Origin of the sequence: Halobacillus sp. BAB-2008 (assembly GCF_000328325.1) — a bacterium.
Taxonomy (GTDB): Bacteria; Bacillota; Bacilli; order Bacillales; family Halobacillaceae; genus Halobacillus.
Genome location: NZ_ANPF01000013.1, coordinates 82,332 through 105,977, shown reverse-complemented (window position 1 = coordinate 105,977; position 23,646 = coordinate 82,332). Strand labels below are relative to the sequence as shown.

Annotated in this window: 16 protein-coding genes, 2 pseudogenes and 2 riboswitches; of the genes and pseudogenes, 11 read left to right on the top strand and 7 right to left on the bottom strand. The window is 47.9% G+C overall.

Features of this window, described 5'->3' with window-relative positions:
- Positions 1 to 624: 624 nt before the first annotated feature.
- Positions 625 to 1,491, top strand: coding sequence for a retropepsin-like aspartic protease (locus D479_RS04185; protein ID WP_008634026.1), 867 nt, complete (start codon positions 625 to 627; stop codon positions 1,489 to 1,491).
- Positions 1,492 to 1,767: 276 nt separating this feature from the next.
- Here D479_RS04185 and katG read toward each other — a convergent pair whose 3' ends face one another.
- The gene (katG, locus tag D479_RS04180) at positions 1,768 to 3,999 is read right to left on the bottom strand and encodes a catalase/peroxidase HPI (protein ID WP_008634025.1); all 2,232 of its coding nucleotides are present in this window, start codon (positions 3,997 to 3,999) and stop codon (positions 1,768 to 1,770) included.
- A gap of 373 nt (positions 4,000 to 4,372) precedes the next feature.
- Here katG and D479_RS04175 point away from each other — a divergent pair, with 373 nt between their 5' ends.
- On the top strand, positions 4,373 to 5,773 hold the full coding sequence (locus tag D479_RS04175; protein ID WP_008634023.1) for an aldehyde dehydrogenase: 1,401 nt from the start codon (positions 4,373 to 4,375) through the stop codon (positions 5,771 to 5,773).
- Positions 5,774 to 5,868: 95 nt separating this feature from the next.
- On the opposite strand, the gene D479_RS04170 is transcribed toward D479_RS04175, so the two are convergent.
- Entirely contained in the window at positions 5,869 to 7,044 is a 1,176-nt protein-coding gene (locus D479_RS04170; protein ID WP_008634020.1) for an iron-containing alcohol dehydrogenase, read from the bottom strand.
- Positions 7,045 to 7,187: 143 nt separating this feature from the next.
- Here D479_RS04170 and D479_RS04165 point away from each other — a divergent pair, with 143 nt between their 5' ends.
- Positions 7,188 to 7,904: a hypothetical protein gene (locus D479_RS04165; RefSeq protein ID WP_008634017.1), complete on the top strand. Its 717-nt coding sequence runs from the start codon at positions 7,188 to 7,190 to the stop codon at positions 7,902 to 7,904.
- Positions 7,905 to 7,945: 41 nt separating this feature from the next.
- On the opposite strand, the pseudogene D479_RS04160 reads toward D479_RS04165, so the two are convergent.
- Positions 7,946 to 9,114, bottom strand: a pseudogene (locus D479_RS04160) (DUF4317 domain-containing protein).
- Positions 9,115 to 9,286: 172 nt separating this feature from the next.
- Between D479_RS04160 and D479_RS04155 the strand changes: the two are divergent.
- Positions 9,287 to 11,542 (top strand): ATP-dependent helicase, encoded by a 2,256-nt coding sequence (locus D479_RS04155; RefSeq protein ID WP_008634013.1) that lies wholly within the window; start codon positions 9,287 to 9,289, stop codon positions 11,540 to 11,542.
- A gap of 78 nt (positions 11,543 to 11,620) precedes the next feature.
- On the opposite strand, the gene D479_RS04150 is transcribed toward D479_RS04155, so the two are convergent.
- From D479_RS04150 to D479_RS04140, 3 genes are read right to left on the bottom strand one after another with little or no spacing between them, the layout of a single operon-like run.
- Complete coding sequence (locus D479_RS04150; protein ID WP_008634010.1) at positions 11,621 to 13,075, bottom strand: PilX N-terminal domain-containing pilus assembly protein; 1,455 nt, start codon at positions 13,073 to 13,075, stop codon at positions 11,621 to 11,623.
- A gap of 5 nt (positions 13,076 to 13,080) precedes the next feature.
- Positions 13,081 to 13,503, bottom strand: coding sequence for a prepilin-type N-terminal cleavage/methylation domain-containing protein (locus D479_RS04145; protein ID WP_008634001.1), 423 nt, complete (start codon positions 13,501 to 13,503; stop codon positions 13,081 to 13,083).
- Positions 13,500 to 13,931: a prepilin-type N-terminal cleavage/methylation domain-containing protein gene (locus D479_RS04140; protein ID WP_008634000.1), complete on the bottom strand. Its 432-nt coding sequence runs from the start codon at positions 13,929 to 13,931 to the stop codon at positions 13,500 to 13,502. Before D479_RS04140 ends, D479_RS04145 begins: the two co-directional genes overlap by 4 nt.
- 171 nt (positions 13,932 to 14,102) lie before the next feature.
- Between D479_RS04140 and D479_RS20625 the strand changes: the two genes are divergently transcribed.
- From D479_RS20625 to D479_RS21000, 3 genes are all read left to right on the top strand, one after another.
- A complete protein-coding gene (locus D479_RS20625) occupies positions 14,103 to 14,240 on the top strand; it encodes a hypothetical protein (protein ID WP_008633998.1) in 138 nt (45 codons plus the stop codon).
- Between the two features lie 83 nt (positions 14,241 to 14,323).
- Complete coding sequence (locus D479_RS04130; protein WP_241210910.1) at positions 14,324 to 15,355, top strand: cryptochrome/photolyase family protein; 1,032 nt, start codon at positions 14,324 to 14,326, stop codon at positions 15,353 to 15,355.
- On the top strand, positions 15,352 to 15,852 hold the full coding sequence (locus tag D479_RS21000) for a hypothetical protein (protein WP_241210909.1): 501 nt from the start codon (positions 15,352 to 15,354) through the stop codon (positions 15,850 to 15,852). The genes D479_RS04130 and D479_RS21000 overlap by 4 nt, the downstream gene beginning before the upstream one ends.
- 46 nt (positions 15,853 to 15,898) lie before the next feature.
- Here the strand turns inward: D479_RS21000 and metE are convergent, their stop codons facing one another.
- Positions 15,899 to 18,199: a 5-methyltetrahydropteroyltriglutamate--homocysteine S-methyltransferase gene (gene metE / locus D479_RS04125; protein WP_008633997.1), complete on the bottom strand. Its 2,301-nt coding sequence runs from the start codon at positions 18,197 to 18,199 to the stop codon at positions 15,899 to 15,901.
- Between the two features lie 144 nt (positions 18,200 to 18,343).
- A riboswitch (cobalamin riboswitch) is annotated at positions 18,344 to 18,528 on the bottom strand.
- 53 nt (positions 18,529 to 18,581) lie between these two features.
- A riboswitch (SAM riboswitch) is annotated at positions 18,582 to 18,685 on the bottom strand.
- A gap of 169 nt (positions 18,686 to 18,854) precedes the next feature.
- Here metE and D479_RS04120 point away from each other — a divergent pair.
- The 4 genes and pseudogenes from D479_RS04120 to D479_RS04105 all read left to right on the top strand — a co-directional run bounded on the left by D479_RS04120 (position 18,855) and on the right by D479_RS04105 (position 23,511).
- Complete coding sequence (locus D479_RS04120) at positions 18,855 to 20,348, top strand: deoxyribodipyrimidine photo-lyase (RefSeq protein ID WP_008633996.1); 1,494 nt, start codon at positions 18,855 to 18,857, stop codon at positions 20,346 to 20,348.
- A gap of 142 nt (positions 20,349 to 20,490) precedes the next feature.
- Complete coding sequence (locus D479_RS04115; protein WP_236096537.1) at positions 20,491 to 21,426, top strand: Fe(3+) dicitrate ABC transporter substrate-binding protein; 936 nt, start codon at positions 20,491 to 20,493, stop codon at positions 21,424 to 21,426.
- A gap of 65 nt (positions 21,427 to 21,491) precedes the next feature.
- Positions 21,492 to 22,507 (top strand): annotated as a pseudogene (locus D479_RS04110) (iron ABC transporter permease).
- Positions 22,504 to 23,511 (top strand): iron chelate uptake ABC transporter family permease subunit, encoded by a 1,008-nt coding sequence (locus D479_RS04105; protein WP_008633988.1) that lies wholly within the window; start codon positions 22,504 to 22,506, stop codon positions 23,509 to 23,511. The pseudogene D479_RS04110 and the gene D479_RS04105 overlap by 4 nt, the downstream one beginning before the upstream one ends.
- Positions 23,512 to 23,646: the final 135 nt, after the last annotated feature.

Genomic DNA, 23,646 nt, shown 5'->3' with positions numbered 1-23,646 from the left:
CTTATAATTAAATGAATATTTCTCATTTATCATACTGGTATCGTTATATATTTGGTTTTCTTCTATAATTGCCATAAGGTCTTCATGATCTTTTACTAAATCTTTCATATAATAAGCAGCTTTTTGATATAAACGTACTAAGACTATTATTTCGAATGAGTCTCTTATTTTGTTTGAATCATATATTTGATCCAATAGGAAAAGACTTAGAAAGTGGTAATGGGAAAATATTATAAGTTTTCTCATAAGGAATTCTTCCGTATTGAAGAGTTCCTTAAAAATAATGGATAATAAGAGTACATACTTAAACCCAATAAGGGTTCATCTTTACTATGAAACAAATCAAAACGGTTGTTTGCAAAGTTCTCATTTTCCTCTAGTAATAAATTCGTATATTCAATAAATTTTTCGTTAGTTAATCCTAAATACTCTTGAATTTTACTTTCGTCCAAACCATAGCACATCCTGTCTAATATTTTCTATTTGATAAAATTGTATAATTTTCAAATAATTGTGTCAAATTACTTGATTTATGTAAAAATTAGCTAATAATATACAAGTGAGGGGGCAAAAAGACTTTGGGAATTAGTCCTAGTTATTATGTGGCCAGACAAGGGGAATTAAATGAATTTACAAGCGCAAAATTTACATAGTGAATTGTACAATACGATGGGCTATAAAGAGGTTGACTTTAAAGAGGTCAAATTTACTAAGATAAGGTTAAAAAAAAATTTATGGAACCTTTATACCTTAAATATTGTGATTAATGATACGAACTTCAAATTTCTCATAGATACAGCATCACAAATTTCAATTATCCGTCACAAGGTAAAAGCGAATCTTGAAATTGAGAGCCTAAAAAGAAATGTTAAATTAAAAGGATTCGGAGGAGAAAACCTCATTACCAAGGCTGTAGTTATAGATAAGGTGAAACTTGGTGCCAATCTTTTTAATCATGTACTTTTTTTCATGAAAGAGGACAGTAAGCTATTTAAGTTCCTTCGTATAGATGGAATCCTAGGATGGGATTTTCTAAGTAGATTGGATTTTTCAATTGATGATTTAAACAAAAATTTTACAATATACAGTGAAAGTGATTTAGAAAGGTTTGAATTAGAACCACACTCCAAATTAACAGTATCTAGAATTCCGATTATTGAAGCTGAGGTTGGTAATATAGTGGGAATTGACCTAGGTGCGAATAAATCATGGGTATCAAAGGATTCCGAAATTATTGAGAACAATCCGTTCATTAGAAAAAAAAGAATACTATCCATGGGGATAAACGGGATAAATATTGATAAAAAAGGTTATTTGAAAGAACACACAATAACGTTATCGAATTTAAAGATTGTTAGTAAAAAATTAGCAATCTCAAATACAAACTTTGTACATAATGTAGAAATAGATTTAATGATGGGCACGGATACTATGAGGAATAAAAAAATTACATTTTTAAATAGTCAAGGTAAGCTTTTAATCTCCAATTAATTTAGATATTGTGAATTGCTTAATGTACTGAAAGGAGGTGATTCGAATGAATAAAGAAGAAAAATTGGAAGAAGTAGTTGAGGAATCCGTTGTTGATCTTTCTTCAACACCGCGAATTACAATTTCCTGGTAATGATAAGGGGTAAATGTATTTATACTTACTAAGGAGGTGGAGTATTTGCGCCTTCTAAAATTATTTAGCTGAAAATATATGAAACTGAAGAAAACTGCAATCCCCCGATGCATCTTATGCATCGGGGGATTGCAGTTTTTCTATCAGTTATAGGCGAGGTTTTTCTTCTTCTTCAAATCGAAACGGTCGGCGTTCATGACTTTGACCCAGGCGTTCACGAAGTCCTGGACAAATTTTTCTTTGCTGTCATCCTGCGCATATACTTCTGCAATAGAGCGTAGAACAGAGTTGGATCCGAAGACGAGATCGACGCGGGTCGCTGTCCGAACGAGTTCACCGGTCATGCGGTCGCGTCCTTCGTATTCATTGTATCCGGCAGGCTTCCATTCGATGCCCATGTCGAGCAGGTTGACGAAGAAGTCGTTCGTCAGTGTGCCGACGTTGTCGGTGAATACGCCGTGCTCTGTACCGCCGTGGTTCGCGCCGAGGACGCGCATGCCGCCGACGAGAACCGTCATTTCCGGTGCGGAAAGTCCGAGGAGCTGGGCTTTGTCGACAAGCAGCTCTTCCGGGCTCAGCGTATAGCGCTTCTTCTCATAGTTACGGAACCCATCTGCCATCGGCTCCAGCACATCGAAGCTTTCGACATCTGTCTGTTCCTGGGAAGCATCGCCGCGCCCCGGGGCGAACGGAACGGTGATTTCGAAGCCGGCTTCTTTGGCTGCTTTTTCTACCGCCGCACTTCCTCCGAGGACGATTAAATCAGCAAGGCTGACGTTCTTATCCAAGTCTTTTTGGATATCTTCGTAAACGGAGAGGACGTGGTCCAGCTGTTCGGGCTCGTTCACTTCCCAGTTCTTCTGTGGCTCAAGCCGGATGCGTGCTCCGTTGGCGCCCCCGCGGTTGTCCGATCCACGGAAGGTGCTTGCGGAAGCCCAGGCCGTCGTAATGAGCTCGCTCGTCGTCAGTCCGGATCGAAGAATTTTCTCTTTCAACTCCGCTGTTTCTACACTGGATAGTTCATAGTCGGCTTCCGGTACCGGATCCTGCCAGATCAAGTCTTCATCAGGTACCTCTGGGCCGAGGTATCTGGCTTTCGGTCCCATGTCACGGTGGAGAAGTTTGAACCATGCGCGTGCAAAGACGTCAGCGAAATATTCCGGATCTTCATGGAATCGGCGGGAAATCTTCAAGTACTCAGGGTCTTCCCGGAGTGCCATATCAGCCGTCGTCATCATCGTATTCACCTTAATGGAAGCATCCTCCGCGTCCGGGGCGAGGTGTTCCTCTTTGGGATTGACCGGCTTCCATTGGTAGGCACCGGCTGCACTCTTCGTCAGTTCCCAATCATATCCGAGCAGCAAGTCATAATAGCCGTTGTCCCACTGCGTAGGATTTGCTGTCCAGGCACCATCGACACCGCTCGTAATTGTATCGCGGCCTTTTCCGCTGCCATGAGTGCTCTTCCATCCTAAGCCTTGATCTTCGATGTCTGCGGCTTCAGGGGAAGCGCCGACGTGTGCTTCGGCATCACCGGCACCGTGGGCTTTACCGAAGGTGTGTCCGCCTGCTGTCAAAGCGACAGTTTCTTCGTCATTCATTCCCATTCGTGCGAACGTTTCGCGGATGTCACGGGCGCTTGCCAAAGGATCCGGCTTGCCGTTCGGTCCTTCCGGGTTTACATAGATCAGTCCCATTTGTACAGCTGCGAGCGGGTTCTCCAGTTCACGATCACCGGAATAGCGGTTGTCACCCAGCCACTCTGTTTCCGTACCCCAGTAGATGTCTTCTTCCGGATGGTAGATGTCTTCACGACCGCCGCCGAACCCGAACGTTTTCAATCCCATGGATTCAAGAGCTACATTACCGGTCAAGACGAGCAGGTCTGCCCAGGAAATTTTGTTGCCGTACTTCTGTTTGATCGGCCAGAGCAGGCGGCGGGCTTTATCGAGGTTGGCGTTATCAGGCCAGCTGTTCAACGGTGCGAAGCGCTGGTTCCCGGTTGCTCCACCACCACGGCCGTCTCCGGTACGGTATGTTCCTGCCGCATGCCAGGACATACGGATGAAGAGGGGGCCGTAGTGACCGTAATCGGCCGGCCACCAATCCTGGCTGTCGGTCATCAGGTTATGAAGGTCCTGTTTGAGTGCATCGTAATCCAATTTTTGGAATTCTTCTGTATAATCGAAGTCTTCTCCCATCGGTGTCGTCTTCGTGTCGTGCTGACGAAGGATGTGCAGGTTCAACTGGTTCGGCCACCAGTCTTTATTCGTCGTACCGACTTTCGTCGTTGTAACGGCGTTTTCTTCCTGCGTTTTGCCATGAGATACCGGACACTTGCCAGCTTTGCTGTCGTGCATTTCGTTCTTATCCATGTTCAAATCTCCTCCTCTATATAATAGAAACATAATTAAAACTAATCTCAGATTATAATTATAATAAAAAGAGAATAGAAATAAAAGAAAGAACCTCTGACATTCAGAAAAAAATTGAGAGTATAACAGGATTGGTAGACAAGGGAAGGGTTTATCAAGGCGGTTGAAAGGTTTGTGTAGTAAATGCAGTGTGTGTTGTTACTATCATTCTAACAAACTATCAGAAAAGAAAGTATCTTTTACATTTTTTAATAAGGCTGCTTGTTACATTGGTTGGGTATGGAATGGTTCTCAACTGAGATATGGTCGGTATTTACTCTTTCGACTTCCGAAACAAATGGTTTGACCATTTACCTGAGGAGGCGTATCTTTAATGGCGCACACCAAAGACCAGGCTCTGTTGGTCATTCACACAAAACGAGGCGGCTGGAACCGGCTGCCCTTGAATAGAATGATGAGAGGAGAATACATCATGGAAAACTATCAATCACTGCTTGAAAAACAGAAAGCCTTTTTCCGGACAGGACAGACGAAGTCCGTTGAATTCCGTAAACAGGCGTTGAATAAATTGAAGAACCTCGTCACAGCGAACGAGCAGAACATTCTAGATGCGCTGAAAGCGGATCTTAATAAACCGGAAGTAGAGGGGAAACGGGCGGAAATCGGTCTCGTTGTATCGGAAATCGACTTCATGCTCGATCACCTGTCGGATTGGACGAAGCCGGAGGAAGTTCCTACGCCTGCGACGCATGAGGGAGCGTCCAGCTTCATTATGGCTGATCCATATGGAGCGGCCCTTGTCATTGCGCCTTGGAATTATCCGTTCCAGCTTGCATTGAACCCACTGGCGGGAGCGATCGCTGCAGGGAATACAGCCGTCTTGAAGCCATCCGAGCTGACACCGAACACGTCGCATCTGCTTGCAGCCTTGATCAACGACCATTTTGACGAGGACTATCTTCGTGTCGTGGAAGGGGAAGTAGAGACAAGTACGGCGCTTCTGAAAGAAAACTTTGATTATATTTTCTTCACTGGCAGTACCGGTGTCGGCCGCATCGTTGCAGAGGCGGCAGCCAAGCATTTGACTCCTGTGACACTGGAGCTCGGCGGCAAGAGCCCTGTGATCGTGCACGAGGATGCCGATCTTGATGAAACGGCCGCACGGATTGCACGCGGCAAATATGCTAATGCCGGACAGACATGTGTCGCACCGGATTACGTGCTTGCACACAGCCGTGTGAAGGATGAACTCATTGCTAAAATCAAACAAGTGATCACGAACAACTACGGGACGGAAGTATCTGCGGACACTTTCCCTCACGTGGTCAGTGAACGACACTTCGATCGTCTGCAAGGGTTCCTGGATAACGGGACGTTAGCGGCAGGAGGCGGGTCTGACCGTTCCCAGCTGTTCATTGAGCCGACGATTCTTGATAATGTCTCCTGGGATGATGCGGTCATGCAGGATGAAATCTTCGGACCGATCCTTCCGGTGCTGACCTATGACGAGCTTCCGGAAGCGGTGGAGAAAATTATGGATCGTCCCAAACCGCTCGCTCTCTACCTGTTCTCTGATGATGAAGGGGTTCAGGATGACGTCTTCGGCAATCTGTCCTTCGGGGGCGGAGCGATCAATGATACCATCAACCATATGACGTCTCACTACCTTCCGTTCGGCGGTGTCGGTGACAGCGGCATGGGCGCGTACCACGGAAAAGCGAGCTTTGATACGTTCACTCATTATAAGAGTGTGTTGAAACGCTCGAATAAATAAAGAAGGCACGGGAGGACCAATTCATTGGTCCTCCTTTTTTTCGTGACAAAAAGCCATGGCGGTAGAATGATCCGCCATGGCTTTTGTCTGCATTTTTATAACGATGCTTTCAGGATGGAAAGGATGTCCTCTTTGTTCAGTTTGCGGAAGTTGCTGAATCCGCCGTGCTGCATTTCTTTCGCTGCAATCTCTGCTATTTCTTCCAGACGGTCTTCGCCGATTTCATAGTCGGCGAGGCGCGATGGGGCACCGAGACTGGACCAGAAGGCGCTCAGCTTATCGACACCTTCCAGTGCAATTTCTTTGTCGGTTTTACCTGTCGTATCGATATCGAACATCGCAAGCATCACTCGCATCATCCGTTCGGCATCATGGTCGACAACGTGGCGCATCCAGTTCGGGAACAGGATGGCGAGTCCACCGGCGTGAGGAATGTCATAGACAGCGGATACCGCATGCTCGATGGTGTGGGAAGCCCAGTCTCCGAAATAGCCCATTTGCAGGGTTCCGTTCAAAGCGATGGTACCGGAGTAAAGAATCGTCTCCCGGTGCTCATAGCTTTCCAAGTCTTCCAACAGCTTCGGAGCTGTCTCGATGACAGTCTGCAGGACAGAGAAGCACATACGGTCCTGCAGCTTCGTGTTGGAGACGTTGTGGAAGTATTGCTCGAACACGTGACTCATCATGTCCACCATTCCGTAGATCGTTTGGTCGCGCGGGACGGACATCGTGTGGACGGGATCTAGAATAGAGAAGGCAGGGTGGGTGACCCCGGGGCTTCCCCATACGTATTTTTCATTTGTCTCCCAATTCGTAATGACAGAATCCGGGTTCATTTCGGAACCGGTCGCAGCCAAGGTAAGCACCGTTCCGAACGGAAGGGCTTCCTCAGCTGTCACTTTCTTATTGATGATGTCCCAAACATCTCCGTCATACGCTGCGCCGGCAACGATTGCTTTTGTACAGTCGATGACGCTTCCTCCGCCGACGGCAAGCAGGAAGTCGATGTTCTCCTGATGGCAGATTTCGATTCCTTTTCTTACCGTGGAAAGACGAGGGTTTGGTTCGACTCCGCTCAATTCGGAAATGGTGACATCGAGTTCCTTCAATTGTTTCACGACTTGATCGTACAAGCCGTTCCGCTTGATACTACCGCCACCATAGACGAGGAGAATGTTCTTGCCGTACTTAGGTATTTCCTGTTTCAATGCATCGAGCTGATTTTTTCCGAAAATCAGCTTTGTAGGATTGTGATAGGTGAAATGGTTCATATTATTTGTACCTCCTGTATAGTTGACATAATCTATAGGAAAGATTCCAGTATAAATCTTGTAAGATTATCTAACAAGGGACGATGGAATCAGAGATGTGGTAAGGTACACTTAGGAAGATAGGGATAAAAGGGGGAAGCAGCATGAGGGATGTAAGTTTTGTTCCTTTAGGAGAAGGACGGGAGCTTGTGATCAGCTCGGATAATGCAGCGTTTATCGGTGAGAAGGAAGCGGATGAGGTAAATGCTCCTTATGAAGTGGTGGCCGAGGCGCTGTTCCGTGTCGCTTATATGGAAAACAGGGCGGTCGGTGCTGATCCTGTATCGGTGATTTTGTACGATTTCTCCGGTGGAGAAGGGTGGCGGAGGATTTCCGGCGCCATTGAAGAGCTGGGGAAGAAAACGGGGTATCATCTTCCGGTTACAGGGAGTACGGAATCGAACTTTCCATTGCCTCAGTCCGCCTTTGCTATTGCCATTCTTGGACAGGTGAATTCCGAAAGTAAGAAAGTGAGGAAGACACCGAAAACCGCCAAATTTGCCGTTATCGGTGAGCCATTGGTCGGAGAAGAGGTACGGACGAAGCGTGAATCCATTGCTCCGCTTCATTTGTTCGATCAACTGCTTCAGTTGGACGGGGTCTATGAAGTGCTTCCTGTAGGGTCCAAGGGAATTGCCGGTGAGACGAGGGGATTGTTGGAGGACAATAACCTTTTGTCGGATGTCTCCTTCCACTGTGATTTGGATATCGAGAAGTCAGGTGGTCCTGCTACGTGCTTTGTCGTTACATATGAAGAGAAGGAAGAAGCGAGGATTCGCGCATGCTGCAAAGGTTTGTTCCATCCTCTATATGTTTCTTGAAAAAAGCACGCCTGCCGCAGAAACGGCAGGCGTGCTTTTTTTTATTGGTCTCCGAATGCTTCCGGAAGCATTTTAAACCTTCGATTTCCGCATCTTCTTCAATTTCGATCATGATGCACCGTTTTCCTTTATAGTTGACCTGCCGGACGTATTCCAAGTCCTGCGGGCTGATGGATATGTTGGCGACTTTTGTGTTGATCTTAATCGATTTTGACTTGTAGCGTGGCACGATGCTGCTTGCTTTCAGCTCATAAGCCCCATCGTCGGTAATTCGTTCAAAGGCGCTTTTCACCTTCTCGGAATCGACCTGCTCCCCGCTCTGGGATAGGACACGCTCAACGTCTCTGTAATCCAGTTTCGGCGCCTCATCTTCTTCGTTCTCTTCGACGACGCGGTTGATCTCGCCGTAGACGCTTGCAAGAGTGGAAGGGTTAAGCTGGTTTCCGACAACATCTTTAATTACTTCTTCGAATACGGCTTTATCCTCCTTCGCCGTCATAATCTCTTCTCCGTTCAACACGTCCTCGATGAAGGTGTAGTCCGGTTCGTTTGCTTTACCGGCTGCGTAAAGGATGTGATTAACGTCGGCAGCACCGTCTGTAATGCATGGGAACAAGAAGCCGGTCATCGGATTCTTCAAATCGATGACGGGGTCCACTTCGATTTTATATTTAAATTCCTTCTCTATGTAGTCGAATTGGATCGCTTTCTTCGGTTCCTCCGTCCGGTTGACGCTGCAGAGGAGGAAGGGATTCGAATATACGGTATCGCGTTCGCTTTCCTCCGCCTCTTCATTCCTTGCCTTCATCGGCTTTCGGTATTCCGCTCGAATGAAGGTGATGACGGTGTCTTTTTCATTCGGTCGGTCGCGAATCATCTTCTCTGTCATGGCCAGCATCTGTTCTTTCCAATCTTCTACGTCCGTACTCAGCAGTCCTTTATGGAGAAGGAGCTGGGTGTGATCTTCCGCTTCACGCTGAAACTTCAATTCGAACAGCTTCTCATCAAGCTGCCCTGTCAGCAGTTTCTTGAAATTGTTCATGAACAGCTCCTGCTGATCCTGGTCGAGCAGATCAAAGGGCTGACTTTGATAATGATAAATGTCCGTCGATTCCTTCATAATATACACATTGAAAATATCGGATATTTTCAATAGGTCATTTTCTACTTTCAACTGCCTGCGAATACCGGCAATATCTTTTTTATCCATCCTACGTCCACTCCTAATCAGGCTAATATATCGTTTCTTTATTTTATCATGGGAGTCTGGAATAGGAAGGGAGGATGAGGATTTTTTGTCCCTTTAACTAAAGGAGCTGGATGGAATGCAGTATAGAAGCTATAATGGAGGATGGCTTTTTTGTTACGGAGGAAAGGAATAGATGGAAGAGGGGACTTCGGCCTTCTTCCATCTATTTTTTCTTGCTGAGTATATAGAAGAAAGGAACACGATCATGGACTTCTTTACACGAATGGAAGAACAGACGGGCGTCCGCTTAAATGATGTCCAGAAACAGGCGGTGACCCACACAAACGGACCGCTTCTTCTGCTTGCGTCCCCAGGGGCAGGGAAAACGACGACCCTTAATATGAAAATCGGTTATTTACTACTGGAGGAGCGGGTGAGACCGGAACAAATTCTTGCTGTCACCTTCAGTAAAGCATCTGCGAGGGACATGGAGGAGCGTTTCGATCGATTCTTTTCCGGGATGACGGATCAGAAAGTCCATTTCTCAACCATTCACAGCTTTGCGTATCAGGTGGTTCGGGAAGTTCTCAGGAAGCGGGGCGAGGACTTTCAATTGATCGAAGGGAGCGTCAGTGAGGAAGAATGGAAGAAGGGCTTCGATGGCCCGGACGTTCCTCTTCATAAGAAATTCATTCTGAAGCGCCTCTTTGAAGAGCGGAACGGGGCTGCGATTACAGAGGAGGAAATGGATGAACTTATGACGTATATCAGCTTCGTTAAGAACCGGATGGTGGAAGGGAAGGAACTGGAAAGTGTCGACTGTACCGTAAAGCATGCGTCCGATATTTACTTAGCGTATGAACGTTTTAAGAAGACAGGTGCAGAGAAACGGCTGCTCGACTTTGATGATATGCTGACTTACGGCTATCAACTGCTGTTGGAAGAGAACGACATCTTGAAGAAATACCAGCAGAGGTTTTCTTACCTTTTAACAGACGAGAGTCAGGACAATTCGGTCGTGCAGCATGAAATCATCGAACTCCTGGCAAAACCGCAGAACAATCTGTGTGTCGTAGCAGATGATGACCAGTCCATCTTCATGTGGCGCGGGTCTGACGTGACGAAGCTGCTGCAATTTGAGAAGGCGTATCCGGAAGGAACGGTCATGACGATGGCACAGAATTATCGTTCCTCCAAGGAAATTGTCCAAGCTTCCAATCAATTCATCAAGCGCAACAAGAACCGTTTCCAGAAAGAAATGTTCACAGAGAATCCTTCCGGGAAACCAGTAGAAATTAAAGCGTTGAAAAACTATGAGGAGCAGTTGAATTATGTGACGGAAGAAATCAGGAAAAGCGGCTCTGCCGAAGAGGTCGCGGTCTTGTACCGGAATAACGCTTCCGCCGTCCCACTGGCGGATAAGCTGGACCGCGCGGGAGTTTCCTTTTATATGAAGGACATCGACGCCAAGTTCTTCAGACACTGGGTCGTCGAAGATATTCTTAATTTCCTGCGATTTTCTTACAACGATGGACGCGTCGATGTGTTGGATCGGATTCATACGAAATTTAACGGATATATATCGAAGAAGCAGGTTGCTTTCTTAAAGAGGGCAGGGGGCGGTTCTGTCTTTGATACGCTTCTTGACACCGATATTCCATCTTATCAGGAGAAGAATTTAAAGCTTGCGAAGAAACATTTCCATGCCATCAATGAAATGGAACCGGACAAAGCAATCCGGACAATCCGCGAAAAGCTCGGCTACGATCATGCCCTGCAAAAAATGGTCGAGAAGTTCGGGTTCCAGGCGGAGCAGTTGTTCGGGATCCTTGATACGCTGGAGGAAATTGCTCAGGGCCTCGGGTCGTTAAAGGGCTTCGCAGATCGCTTGAAAGAATTGGAGCATCTGATTCAAACGTCCAAGTTCAATAAAGAGACAAGCCCGCTTACGCTCACTACTTTTCACAGCGCGAAGGGACTGGAGTTCGACAAGGTGTTTATGATTGATTTGATCAACGGGGTCGTGCCTTCCAAAGATGACATGGAGCGGTACCGAAGTCAGGATCAGGGGCCGATGGAAGAAGCGGTCCGACTCTTCTATGTAGGGATGACGAGAGCGCGGAAGGACTTGCAGCTGCTGACATACAGCTACAAAGGAAACGAGCGCGTGACGGAATCGCTCTTCGTCATGAACGTCCGCAGAATCATCCAGCCAGGGGGTTCGACTGTTAAAAAGAGACCGAAGCATGCGGACGTTGACTTATCCGATGAGCGGCTGCTTACGCTTGATGAGGTCGAGATCGGCAGACGGATTGTTCATAAGAAATTCGGGACAGGGATCATCAAGGCTTATGGAGGAGATCAGATCGGAATTGAGTTTCATGGCGCTGGTTATAAAGAGCTGATGCTTGCCTTCTGTCTGGAGAACGGGCTCCTGCAGAAAGAATAGGATTCCTTGTACTCACCTTAACCGTTCGACAGCAAAGGAAAGAAGCAGAGAGGAGTATCTCTGCTTCTTTCCTTTTTATTAAGCTTCCCTTACAGGGCCGGCAGTGAGGAGATCGTCCGGTGTCTTCCTGTCTCCATCCGGTACGAACGGGATGGAGGGAATGTCGAACGGTTGATATTCCACCGTCCCCCCTCCGTCTGAACGGTACGTTTTCGATAAGATAGAACCAAGGACCTTACCCCCGCCGGTTATCCGGAAGTCCGCATGAGGAGCATAGAGGAGGGACGCGTAAGCTCTCGCTCCCCCGGAAATGATGAAGCTTCCGCCTCCGGTAAAAATATGTCCCTGAAATCCGCCGCCTCCGGTCAACTCTATATCCGCTGTTTCCGCATAGAGAGAGCCGAAGATTTTCTGGCTTCCTGCCAGTTTAATACGTCGAGCTTCGTCGGAATCAGCGACATAAACACCGAGCTGCTCAATGGAACCATTTTCGTTGATGGTGCTGCCGGAACCCATCGTAAGCGCATCTTTCACATATAAAGTCAGTTTCCCTGTGCCGGTTATGTTTATATGTCCGTTCTTTACGTTCAGGTGGTCGACGACGATAGCTTTGTCCGTGTCCCCGACATCGATGGTCAACGTGTAGTTGCTGTTAAGGATGATTTCCTTGAAGTGGATATCGTTTGTTAGATGGAGCGTGTATCCATCAGAAATATAGTTGTCGATTTTCAGCTTCCCGTCCTTGATGACGTCATAGCCGTTCCATTCGGTCTTTTGAAGACGTTCGTCATCAGGAACCGGATAGTCCGGATAGACCGGGAAGGGGGGCAGCTCGAACGGAACGTGCGTATTATTCGGAATCGGTGGTGGAATATTCATATAGGCAGGAGCATTGACTGCTTGATCTTCTGCGCCTGATGGAACGTAAATGTCTCCGGTTACGCTCGCTCCACCATTAAAGGACACGGTGTTTGCCGCTTCTGAATTCGTTCCGATATTCCCTTCAACAAGAGCTCCGCCGGATAAGGTAATCGTTTCTTCTGTGAAGACGGCCATCGCGTTCGGTACGGTCATGCCGCCTTTTTCCTGCCATTGGATGTGAACCGACTGGGTGACTGTCCTCGTCCGCGCCCCAATCCTCCCTGTCGATGTGATTTGGTAACTTCCAGGGTTATTTTCCTGGTCCCTGGTTATCGTGACTTCCGCTTCCGGCTGTTTCCCAAAAGCAGGTGTGAACGATTGAATGTCGACGGTCCCCAGCATCTTCTTTTCTAATACTTCGTAGAAAGAACGTTCGTCATCAGCGTCAGCGTACGATAAATCGACGGCTTCCTCCATATCTTGCAGCCGCTGGACCGCTCCTGCTTCCGCGATGTAATAAACAGACTGCTGGTCCCGCTCCGTCGAGCTGATCTTGGTGTTGCCTGCAACAAGGCCGAGCAGACTCAAACCAAGGATCGAAAGGATCATCAGAACCATCAGGACAAACACGAAGATCATTCCTTGTTCATTGGTAAATCGTTTTCCATTCATAATGGTTACTCCCTTATATACAGAGCGGTTGTCAAAGAGGTCGTTTTCCCTTGTCCGTTGGATGTGCTCTCGATCGTGATACGGATCTGGTCTCCGTTTTTCTCCAGTTTGAAAGAGTCGATGTTCTGTGCCAGGAGGGAATCATCCTGTAACATTTCGGAACCGTTCAGTTCAAAAGTGGACGAATCCGTCTTCAAGCGCTCGTCCGTTATGCTTACCTCGTTGGTTTTACGAACCGCCTTGGTAATGGCATTCATCGCATAGCGTACATCTGCTTCATGATCGATCTGTTTTGTCTGCACCTCATATTGATGTTGGCTTGTGAAGAAGATGTTACTGATCAAGAGGAGGAGGATGCCTGCCAGACTCAAGGCTGCAAGCAGTTCTACAAGCGTGACACCGTCTTCTTTCCGAAAAAAGGACTTCATGCCTCTGTCTCCCATCGGTAGATCGTCTCCATCTGCGCTTCCAAATCCTGCTTGTCGGAATTCTGGAACACCTTCACGATTATGGTGGACAGCCCGCCATCCGGTTTCGTCAAAGTCAGCTCTATGTAATAACCGTCAGCGGCTTCTTCCATTTGAAGTGTCTTTTCTGTTTCCGCCATGCGCTTCATGGGGGCGAGCGCCGTTTCTACCTGTTGGAAAGGAATAGATGTACTTAAGTGATAAACATCTTCCATCTTCTTCTGTGCTATATAAGTCGCATCTAGCATGTTTGATGATACGGAAGAGGACCGTTGAGATTGGGTGAACAAAGGGAAAGCAACAATTAATACGATGAATAGGATGGTCATAGAGACGACGATTTCAAGAAGGGTGACACCACGTTCTGATTGGAGTGCTTTCCACTTCATTTACCCGGCCTCCTTTTTGATTAGACTTTTAAGAGTATAGTACCATATTTTTGTTTGGGTGAGTGGTTTTAATCTGTTTCATTGGATCTTTAGATTCAGGTATATAGTCTTTGTTCTGCATGTATAATATCGAGAACAGCAGCGGAGATTAACAGGAGGAGGTGATGAGCGGTGTCGGAGGAACACAAATCTGTAACAAGCTCCGGAACGGACATCGAGAAAGTCAAACGTCTTAATGCGGAATCCGGGCGGTCCTACAATGAAGTGAAACAGCTGCTTGCAGAGCGGATGCAGTCGGAAAAAGAGTGAAATCCCTGTCGTTGTGACGGGGTTTTTTTATGGGAGGATTCACAACGTACCTTTTGTGGTACTTATCTTTCAGAGGTGATGAGATGAAGACGAGGTGGATTTTCGGAAATCAGCTGTGTCATCAGCTGCCTTTATTGAACGAAGCGGACAAGCAAAACGACGTCATTCTGATGGTTGAAGCGAAATCGCGTTCCCTTTGGCAGTCCTACCACAAACAGAAGCTCGTCCTGATCTTCTCCGGCATGCGCCACTTCGCAGAAGAGTTGGAGGAAAAAGGCTTCACCGTCGATTACCGCAAAGCGGAATCTTTTACGGAAGCTTGGGAAAGCCACCAGGAGCGCTACCACCCGGATGAAGTACACGTAACAACCGTAACCGATCACAGGATGAAGCGGGCGCTGAAGAAATGGGAAAACAATCTAAACGGCGAGGTAGCGGTTCATTACCATTCCGAGAAGCCGCTGTTCCTGCTCTCAGAAGAGGAAGCAGTCGACCGGCTGAAAGGGGAAGGGCCGTGGAAGCAGGACGCTTTCTATAGAAGGTTAAGAAAAGAAAGAGACATATTGATGGAAGATGGGAATCCTGTCGGCGGCAGGTGGTCGTTTGACCAGGATAATCGGAAGCCTGCAGATGAAGATACGGATTTTGTAAAACCAAGGACCTTTCGTCCGGATGACATCACGAAACAGGTGATAAAGGAAGTGGAACGGGATTTTGGTGATAACCCCGGGAATCTCGATGCATTTCCATGGCCGATGACGCGTAAGGAGGCGTTGAAGAAGCTGAATCAATTCATCGATGAGCGGCTCCCGACATTCGGAACGTATCAGGATGCCATGCTGGTGGATGATCCGTTCATGTCCCATTCACTGCTTTCTTCTTCTATTAATATAGGGTTTCTGAATCCTGAGGAAGTAATTGAAAAGGCAGAAGCTGCCTATGCTGCAGGGGAAGCACCGCTGAACGCCGTGGAGGGCTTCATCCGACAGATACTAGGATGGCGGGAATATATGCGTGCTGTGTACGTAAAGAAAATGCCCGGCTACGCTTCTGTAAACGAACTCGGTCACGAGGCTGAACTACCGGCATTTTTTATACAGGAAAGCCGAAAATGAAATGCATGGAACAAGCGATCCGTCCTGTGATCGATGTAGGTTACGGCCATCATATCCAACGGTTGATGATCATCGGGAATTTCTCCAATTTGTTCGGTATCTCTCCGCAGGCGGTATCGGATTGGTTCAATGAAATGTATGTCGATGCCTATGACTGGGTTGTCCTTCCGAATGTGCTCGGCATGGCTCTTTATGCTGATGGAGGATTGCTGTCGACGAAGCCGTATGTCTCTTCAGGGTCTTACATTAAGAAAATGAGTAATTACTGTAAGCATTGCGAGTTTAACGTCAAGCATCAAACAGAAGATGATGCCTGTCCGTTCAACGCGATGTATTGGGACTTCCTGGACAGGCATGCCGATAAGCTGCAGGATAATCCAAGAATGAAATTGATCTACAGTCAATGGCAGAAGCGGGAGGAAGAGAAGAAAAAAGAAATCAAGAAGAAAGCAGCGTCCCTTAAGCAGCAGCTGACGAAAGGGACACTTGAGGCATAACCAAACGGCACACCGATGGAAGGTGTGCCGTTTGGTTTCTTCTATATTATTGGTGAATGGTTGTCTTTTGCTGCTCGCGTATGTTTTGAGCAGCTTGCTGCATGTGATGAAGGGAAGCAAGTGTTTCCTTGATCCCGCGTGTCTTTAATCCGCAGTCGGGATTGATCCAGAACTGGCGTGGATCGAGCACTTTCAGAGCACGACGGATGCTTTGTTCCATTTCTTCCACACTTGGAATCCGCGGGCTGTGAATGTCGTAAACGCCGAGTCCGATACCTTTATCGTATGCGAACGTTTCGAAAGCTTCAATCAGTTCCCCATGGCTGCGGGCAGTTTCAATGGAAATGACGTCCGCATCCAGTTTGTCAATCGTGGCAATGATTCTGCCGAATTCCGAATAACACATGTGCGTATGGATTTGCGTTTCATCTGCCGCTGCAGCGGTCGCAAGTAAAAAGGCGCGGACAGATTGATCAAGGTACGTCGCTTGTTTATTGGATTTCAGCGGCAGCCCTTCACGTAGTGCCGGCTCGTCTACTTGAATCATTCCAATGCCTGCGTCTTCTAAAGCACGGATTTCCTTTTGGAGAGCAAGAGCAATTTGTTCCGTAACCTCTGCAAAAGGGATATCCTCCCGCACGAATGACCAATTCAGGATGGTAATCGGCCCAGTCAGCATCCCTTTGACCGGTTTGTTGGTCAATGACTGTGCATAAGCGCTCTCTTTCACCGTCATAGGAGCTGGTAGAGATACATCTCCGAATATAATGGGAGGCTTCACACAGCGGGAGCCGTAGGACTGCACCCAGGCGTATTCCGTAAAAGCGAAACCGTTCAGCTTCTCACCGAAATATTCTACCATGTCATTCCGCTCGAATTCGCCGTGAACAAGGACGTCGAGGCCGACCTCTTCCTGGTTGGCGATCCATTCGGCCGTCCTTTCCTTTACGAATGCATCGTATGTTTCTTCGCTCCATGCACCTTTTCGGAAGTTGGCGCGGGCCTTTCTGATTTCTGTCGTCTGGGGCAGGCTGCCGATCGTCGTTGTCGGGAGCAGAGGCAGAGCGAACTTTTCCTCCTGTACCTTCTTTCGATTGGAAAATTCGGAGGCACGGGACGGATGTTTGTCTTTCCAACGTTTTACTTCCTGCTGTACGTTCTCGTTCGAGCGGCCTTCGGAATTCGCAAAGGACCTCCAGTTTCGGGAATGTTTCTCCACCTCCGGCAGGATGATTGCTTTTCCTTGATTGACGCCCTTCGTCAGAAGAACCGTTTCTTCCAGTTTCTGATCAGTGAAGGCAAGGACCTGTTTCAGGTCAGATGCCAGCTTCGTTTCCGATTCGGTCGTCACCGGCACGTGAAGCAGGCTGGTGGAAGGCTGGAGAATCAAGCGGTCTTCCGGCACGATCTTTCTGACAGCATCCGTGATCTGCCATGTGTGTTTCCAATCGTTTCGCCAGATGTTTCGGCCGTTAATCACTCCCGCCGCCAATACTTTATCGTTCGGAAAGCCGTGTTCAGCGAGCTGGGACAGGGTTTGGCCGTTATCATCCACGAAATCAAGGCCGATGCCATCTACAGGAAGTTGAATGACGGAATCATAAGCTTCCACTGCTTCAAAGTATGTTTGAAGCAAAAGCTTGATGCCGCTCACTTCTTTAGAAATGGTGTCATAAACCGATTGAACGAAGCGGAGGTCTTCTTCCGATAAGTCAGTAACAAGAATCGGCTCATCGATTTGAACCCAAGCTGCTCCTTCTGCGGCCAATTCTTGAAGCACTTGTATGTAGAGCGGTACCAGTGCCTGCAGCACTTGTTCGAACGGCTGCTTATCAAAACCCTTGGCAAGCTTCAAGTAGGTCACAGGCCCTAGCAGCACCGGTTTTCCATCAATGCCGAGCTGCTCCTTCGCCTCTTTATAATAGCGGAGCGGCCTGTTCTCCAGAAGCACCGGTTTTGTATCCTTTTCAATTTCCGGGACGATATAGTGATAGTTGGTATTAAACCATTTTGTCATGGAGGAGGCTACCGCTGATTCTGTGCCACGGGCGATGTTGAAATACGTTTCCAGTGAAGTGGGTTCCGTATCCTGAAAACGCTCGGGAATGATCCCGAACATGATGGATGTATCCAGAACGTGGTCGTAATAGCTGAAGTCACCGACCGGAATCAAATCGAGCCCTGCTTCTTTTTGTTTCTTCCAATCCTTGTGTCGGAGGGCAGTCAGTTCTTCCACAAGCTCCTGCTCTGTCGTATCTTTCTTCCAATAGCGCTCCAGAGCTTTCTTCCATTCCCGTTTCTCCCCGATACGCGGGTACCCAATTGCTGAACTTCGTGCTTGTTTCATTTCCCATTCCTCCTGCAGTTGTTTTTCAATCCAATAAAAAAATCTCTCTTACCTACAAAGAGAGACGACGGAGTGACATGGGAAGGATACGTCGAAAAAGGGTAGACGAATCCCGTTGTCAACACCTGCCTATTCCTCGTAGGACCTAGTGCGGGTTCCAGAGGCAGGTCTCCTGACTTATGATCACGGCGGGCTGCGCCTTCCCATCGACTATGATAGTGGCTGCTGCAGCTCCGCTCCCAATTACAGTGGCGGGACCGTGCCGGATTTTCACCGGTCTTCCCTTTTAAGCCGGGGGACACCCCGGCACCTGTGGAACAGATTATTCAGTTGAATAATAAAAAAGAACCTCTTGTATGAGAGGTTCTGATTGTACGGACCTCTCTTATCTTTCAGAGCATCTGCTCTGCTGGAATTAGCACCACAATCATATCGATCGGTTGCCGGGTTTCGTAGGGCCAGTCCCTCCACCACTCTGAATAAGAGATTGCTATTGGATTGATTACAAGCATACTAGCATGAGAAAAATAGGGTGTCAATCCGCTCTTCTACAATTTTTTCTAGAAAAAGGATAGAGAGGGGCGAGTATCAACGGGTGAAAAAAATCTATCAAAAAGGTAGAATGTAGGGTATTACTACTCGGGAGCTGGTTATTTTGTTGCGTGTCGTCTGGTTCAAGCGGGACCTTCGTCTCCATGATCATGCACCATTATATAATGCGGTACAGTCGGGAGACATGGTGCTTCCGCTTTACGTTGCAGAACCTTCCATCTGGCAGGGGCAGGAGCTGTCTGCCCGCCATTATCAGTTTGTGAAAGAGAGCCTCCATGATCTGCAGAAGGAGTTAAAGCAGAGAGGCGGTCGGTTATTCGTCGCTGTCGGGGAGATGGAAACAGTGCTGGAAGAGATATACGAGACATATGGCCCGTTTTCTCTTCATGCGCATGAAGAAAATGGAACACCGGTCACGTTTTCAAGGGATCAGAGAGTAAGGTCGTGGATGAAGCAAAAGGGGTTAACCATGAAAGAAGATCAACCATTCGGAGTCTTCCGTGGCTTGAACTCAAGGGACGGATTTTCTGAGCGCTGGGAACAGTTCATGAAGCATCCGGTCTTTCCTGTACCGGAAAAAATCCCGTGCGTCCCGGAAAAGGAATCCGTGTTGACGTTGAATCTGGACCAATTGGACTCGCTGTATGTCGGCGGTTCGACGCTTGATAAAGGACAGAAGGGAGGAGTGGAAGAAGCACATCGGACGTTGGACAGCTTTTTAAGGGTACGCTTCCATTCCTATTCTTATCACATATCGAAACCACTGAAATCAGCACGATCTGGAAGTCGTCTGTCTCCATATCTTGCCTGGGGAAACATATCCCTCCGCTTCGTTGTCCAGCAGACTTGGATGAAGATCAGGGCATGCAGCGATGCGGGAGAAAGAAAGCAGCTGGAGAATTTCTTGTCCCGTCTTTACTGGCACTGCCATTTCATCCAGCGTTTGGAGGATGAGCCCGAAATCGCGGAAGAGTCGATGAATCCTGCTTTTGATCAAGTGTACGAGGAATGGAATGAAGAAGCATTCCGCCGCTGGTATCAAGGAAGTACCGGATTCCCGATGATCGATGCCGCCATGCGTGCCCTTCATGAGACTGGCTGGATCAATTTTCGTTCCAGGGCGATGGTCGTTTCCTTTGCCTGTCATACATTAAGACTGGATTGGCGAAAACCAGCCCGTGCACTGGCGGGGTTGTTCCTCGATTATGAACCGGGAATCCATTACAGCCAAATGCAGATGCAGGCTGGTACAACAGGTTTCCATACCATCCGAGTCTATAATCCTGTCAAACAGGGACTCGACCACGACCCGGGCGGGGCTTTTATCCGGACTTATATTCCGGAGCTTCGCGGCATTCCTGCGTCTTTCATTCACGAGCCATGGAAGCTTCCTTCGTTTGCCTCCTTGGAATATCCGGCTCCCATGATCGATATCCAAGCAGCAACGAAGAAAGCACGGGATACCTTATGGGCTGTGAAGGAGTCGCAAACAGCTGAAGACGAGGCTGGTAAACAGCTTAGGAAACATGGATCTCGAAAGGGTGTAAGGAACAGAGAGACGGTGGATTCGGAGCAGCTTTCCTTTGATTTATTCTAAGTGGCCTTTTAAGAAAGCGGCCGCTTTTTTGTTCAAAAATTTTCCTAAGGAAGCTTTTCAACGGTGGGAATTACTGCTACAATTAACGAAGTTAATTAAGAATGATTATCATTATAGATGTTGGAAGTTGGAGGTAGTCAAAGTGAAAGCAACGAAGTTTTGGTTAGTTACTATTTTTTGTATCGCCGGTTTTGTTCTTGCTGGATGCGGCGCTGAATCCGCAAATCAGGAAGATCAAGGAGATTCGAAGGAAGGCACAAGAACGATTGAACATCAGCTGGGAAAGACGGAGATAGAAGGAACTCCAGAGCGTGTAGTTGCTCTCGAATTTTCCTTTGTCGACAGCTTATGGGAGCTTGGTATGACACCGGTTGGAATCGCTCATGAGAACGATGACGATGTGGAAGGTTTGCTTGGTGAGAAAATCGACTATACGTCTGTCGGAACTAGACAGCAGCCAAGTTTGGAAGTGATCGCTTCGCTGCAGCCGGACTTGATTATCGCCGATGAGAATCGTCACTCCGCGATATACGATCAGCTGCAGGAAATTGCACCGACGATTGTGTTAAAGAGCAGGAACTCTACATATGAAGAGAATCTGGAATCGTTCTCAACAATCGGTAAAGCTGTAGGCAAAGAGAAGGAAGCAGAGGAACGTCTCGAGGAGCATAAGAAGACGATTGAGAGCTATAAATCAGAAGTCGATCCGGACGAAGACAGGGAAATTATGCTCGGCGTCTTCCGTTCTGATTCTTTGAGTGCGCACGGGGCGGAATCCTTTGACGGCCAGCTCTTGAGTCAGGTCGGTATTCCGAACGCCATCAAAGATGCCAAGGAACCGACAGTGAAAATCACCCTGGAACAGATGGTGGAATGGGACCCGGATGTCATCTTCCTGGTGGAAGCAGATGAAGCGCTTCTGGAAGAGTGGAAGCAGAACCCGCTATGGAACAACATTACGGCCGTGAAGAACGGAGAAATCTACGAAGTCGATCGTGCTTTATGGACGCGCTATCGAGGCTTAAAGTCAGCGGAACGTATTGTAGATGAAGCGACGGAAATCCTGTATGACAAATAGGCAGCGGGAGGAAAGCCAGATGTTGTGTCTGGCTTTTTTCTTTGTATAGATTGGAGGAATGGAAGATGGAAGGTATCCATGACCGCCCGTCCGGAAAGAGAGTCAGCCTGACGGTAGGGCTATTGCTTGTCCTTTTGATTGGAGGAGTAGCGCTCAGTTTATTCACTGGACTTACGAAAATTGATGCCGGAACGATAATAAAGCAATGGTGGCAGGGGGAGGAAACGAAAGAGCTGCTCGTTTTCCAGACGCTCAGGTTTCCGAGAGCGGTACTCAGCGTCGTGCTCGGAGCGAACCTGGCTGTAGCAGGTGTCATTATGCAGGCGATTACGAGAAATCCGCTGGCATCTCCACAAGTGTTCGGTGTAAACGCCGGAGCATCGCTTGTCGTTGTGGCCTCCATCGTTTTCCTTCCGTCGATCGGAAGCACAAACCTCGTTTATTTTGCTTTCGCAGGTGCCTTGTTCGGGGGTTTCGTCGTCTTTTCCTTTTCTTCTTCCCGGGGGATGACCAATGTCAAGATTGCTCTTGTAGGTATGGCTGTTCACCTGCTGTTCTCTTCCATGACAAAAGGATTGATTATTTTCAATGAAGAGATATCCGATGTACTCTCCTGGCTGTCCGGTTCCATCAGCGGAGCATCCTGGGGAGACGTCCGCGTGATCCTGCCATGGTCGATCATCGGTCTTGTCGCAGCGTTTCTTCTGTCACGCTCCCTGTCGATCTTTCAACTTGGAGAAGAAGTGGCAATCGGGCTGGGACAAGGAATGAAACGGATTAGAATCACAGCGAGTATCGCCGTCATCCTGCTCGCAGGATCTGCGGTAGCGGTGGCAGGCGCAATCGGATTCATCGGACTGATGGTTCCCCACATTACCAGGAAGCTGGTTGGCGAGGACCATCGGATTTTAATACCGGTTTCCGCGCTTGCCGGAGCGGTGCTGCTTTTGTATGCGGATGTCGTCTCACGGTACGTCGCGTATCCTTATGAATCACCCGTAGGATTGTAACAGCGCTGATCGGAACTCCGTTCTTCCTGTATCTCGCAAGAAACAACGCCGGGAAAGGAGAGGAACAATGAATAGGAAACAACAAAGAAGTCGGGATTATAAGTCGAAGGCGATACTTGTCTTTCTTACCATCCTTCTAGCAGGGATTGCCTTCTTATCTCTTGGATTCGGAACGGTATATGTTACACCCGGAGAAACGTTGGCCATTTGGACAGAAGAGAATCAACAGCTCTCCTTTTTGATTAATAATCTTCGCATGCCTCGGACGGTTATCGCTGTTTTGGGAGGTGCAGGACTTGCTGTTTCCGGAGCAATTCTCCAAGGAGTGATCCGCAACCCGCTCATCTCGCCGGACGTCGTCGGATTGACAAATGGTGCCGGTTTATTCGCTGTCATTGTTCTTATACTGCTCCCACAGGCACCGATCGGTCTCCTGCCGGCAGCCGCTTTTTTCGGAGCTGCGCTCGTTGCCGTCCTGCTTGTAGCGTTAGCGAGGAAATCGGGGATGAACCCAGCAACGCTTGCATTGATTGGAATAGGTCTGGGTGCGGGATTCCAGGCATTGACAGAGTATATTCTGACAAAATACCCGATGGAAGCGAATGAATCCCTTGTGTGGCTGGCCGGGAGTTTATGGGGGAAAGGGTGGGATGATGTATATGGTCTCCTTCCCTGGATGACCGTCCTGCTGCCAACCTGTCTCCTTCTTTATCGCAGGCTCGATATTCTCAGCCTGAACGAAGAAGCGTCTATCGGTTTGGGTATGAACGTCCGATCTACGCGTTTATTATTGTTAACACTTGCAGTGGCATTGGCAGGGGCGGCCGTTGCAACGATCGGCGCCATCGGTTTTATCGGTCTGGTCGCTCCCCATATGGCACGAGGGATCTTCGGATCAAGACACCAATATCTTCTTCCCGGATCCATGATACTAGGCTCGCTCCTTTTGGTTGTCGCAGATACGGCAGGCAGGACCATACGTCCGCCGATTGAAATTCCTGCTGGTATTTTGACGGCAATTATCGGTGTCCCATATTTCTTATATCTCATTCGCAGAGAGTTGAAGGAAAGTTGATACAAGCAGTCGGAAGAGGAGTGAAAACCTCTTTACCGACTGTTTTTTTACAATCATGTAACAGGTGTTTTGACGCAATGTAACGAGCTTATCCTCCTCTTGTTACATAACATCCACAAACTGACAGCGATGTGT

What these genes read in the sequence shown, in the direction of transcription:
- D479_RS04145 (WP_008634001.1), bottom strand. Translation starts at nt 13,503, where the DNA reads ATGAAGTCCTTTTTTCGGAAAGAAGACGGTGTCACGCTTGTAGAACTG.
- D479_RS04140 (WP_008634000.1), bottom strand. Translation starts at nt 13,931, where the DNA reads ATGAAGTGGAAAGCACTCCAATCAGAACGTGGTGTCACCCTTCTTGAA.
- D479_RS04170 (WP_008634020.1), bottom strand. Translation starts at nt 7,044, where the DNA reads ATGAACCATTTCACCTATCACAATCCTACAAAGCTGATTTTCGGAAAA.
- D479_RS21000 (WP_241210909.1), top strand. Translation starts at nt 15,352, where the DNA reads ATGAAATGCATGGAACAAGCGATCCGTCCTGTGATCGATGTAGGTTAC.
- D479_RS04105 (WP_008633988.1), top strand. Translation starts at nt 22,504, where the DNA reads ATGAATAGGAAACAACAAAGAAGTCGGGATTATAAGTCGAAGGCGATA.
- D479_RS04165 (WP_008634017.1), top strand. Translation starts at nt 7,188, where the DNA reads ATGAGGGATGTAAGTTTTGTTCCTTTAGGAGAAGGACGGGAGCTTGTG.
- D479_RS04185 (WP_008634026.1), top strand. Translation starts at nt 625, where the DNA reads ATGAATTTACAAGCGCAAAATTTACATAGTGAATTGTACAATACGATG.
- katG (WP_008634025.1), bottom strand. Translation starts at nt 3,999, where the DNA reads ATGGATAAGAACGAAATGCACGACAGCAAAGCTGGCAAGTGTCCGGTA.
- D479_RS04155 (WP_008634013.1), top strand. Translation starts at nt 9,287, where the DNA reads ATGGAAGAGGGGACTTCGGCCTTCTTCCATCTATTTTTTCTTGCTGAG.
- D479_RS04175 (WP_008634023.1), top strand. Translation starts at nt 4,373, where the DNA reads ATGGCGCACACCAAAGACCAGGCTCTGTTGGTCATTCACACAAAACGA.
- D479_RS04150 (WP_008634010.1), bottom strand. Translation starts at nt 13,075, where the DNA reads ATGAATGGAAAACGATTTACCAATGAACAAGGAATGATCTTCGTGTTT.
- D479_RS04130 (WP_241210910.1), top strand. Translation starts at nt 14,324, where the DNA reads ATGAAGACGAGGTGGATTTTCGGAAATCAGCTGTGTCATCAGCTGCCT.
- metE (WP_008633997.1), bottom strand. Translation starts at nt 18,199, where the DNA reads ATGAAACAAGCACGAAGTTCAGCAATTGGGTACCCGCGTATCGGGGAG.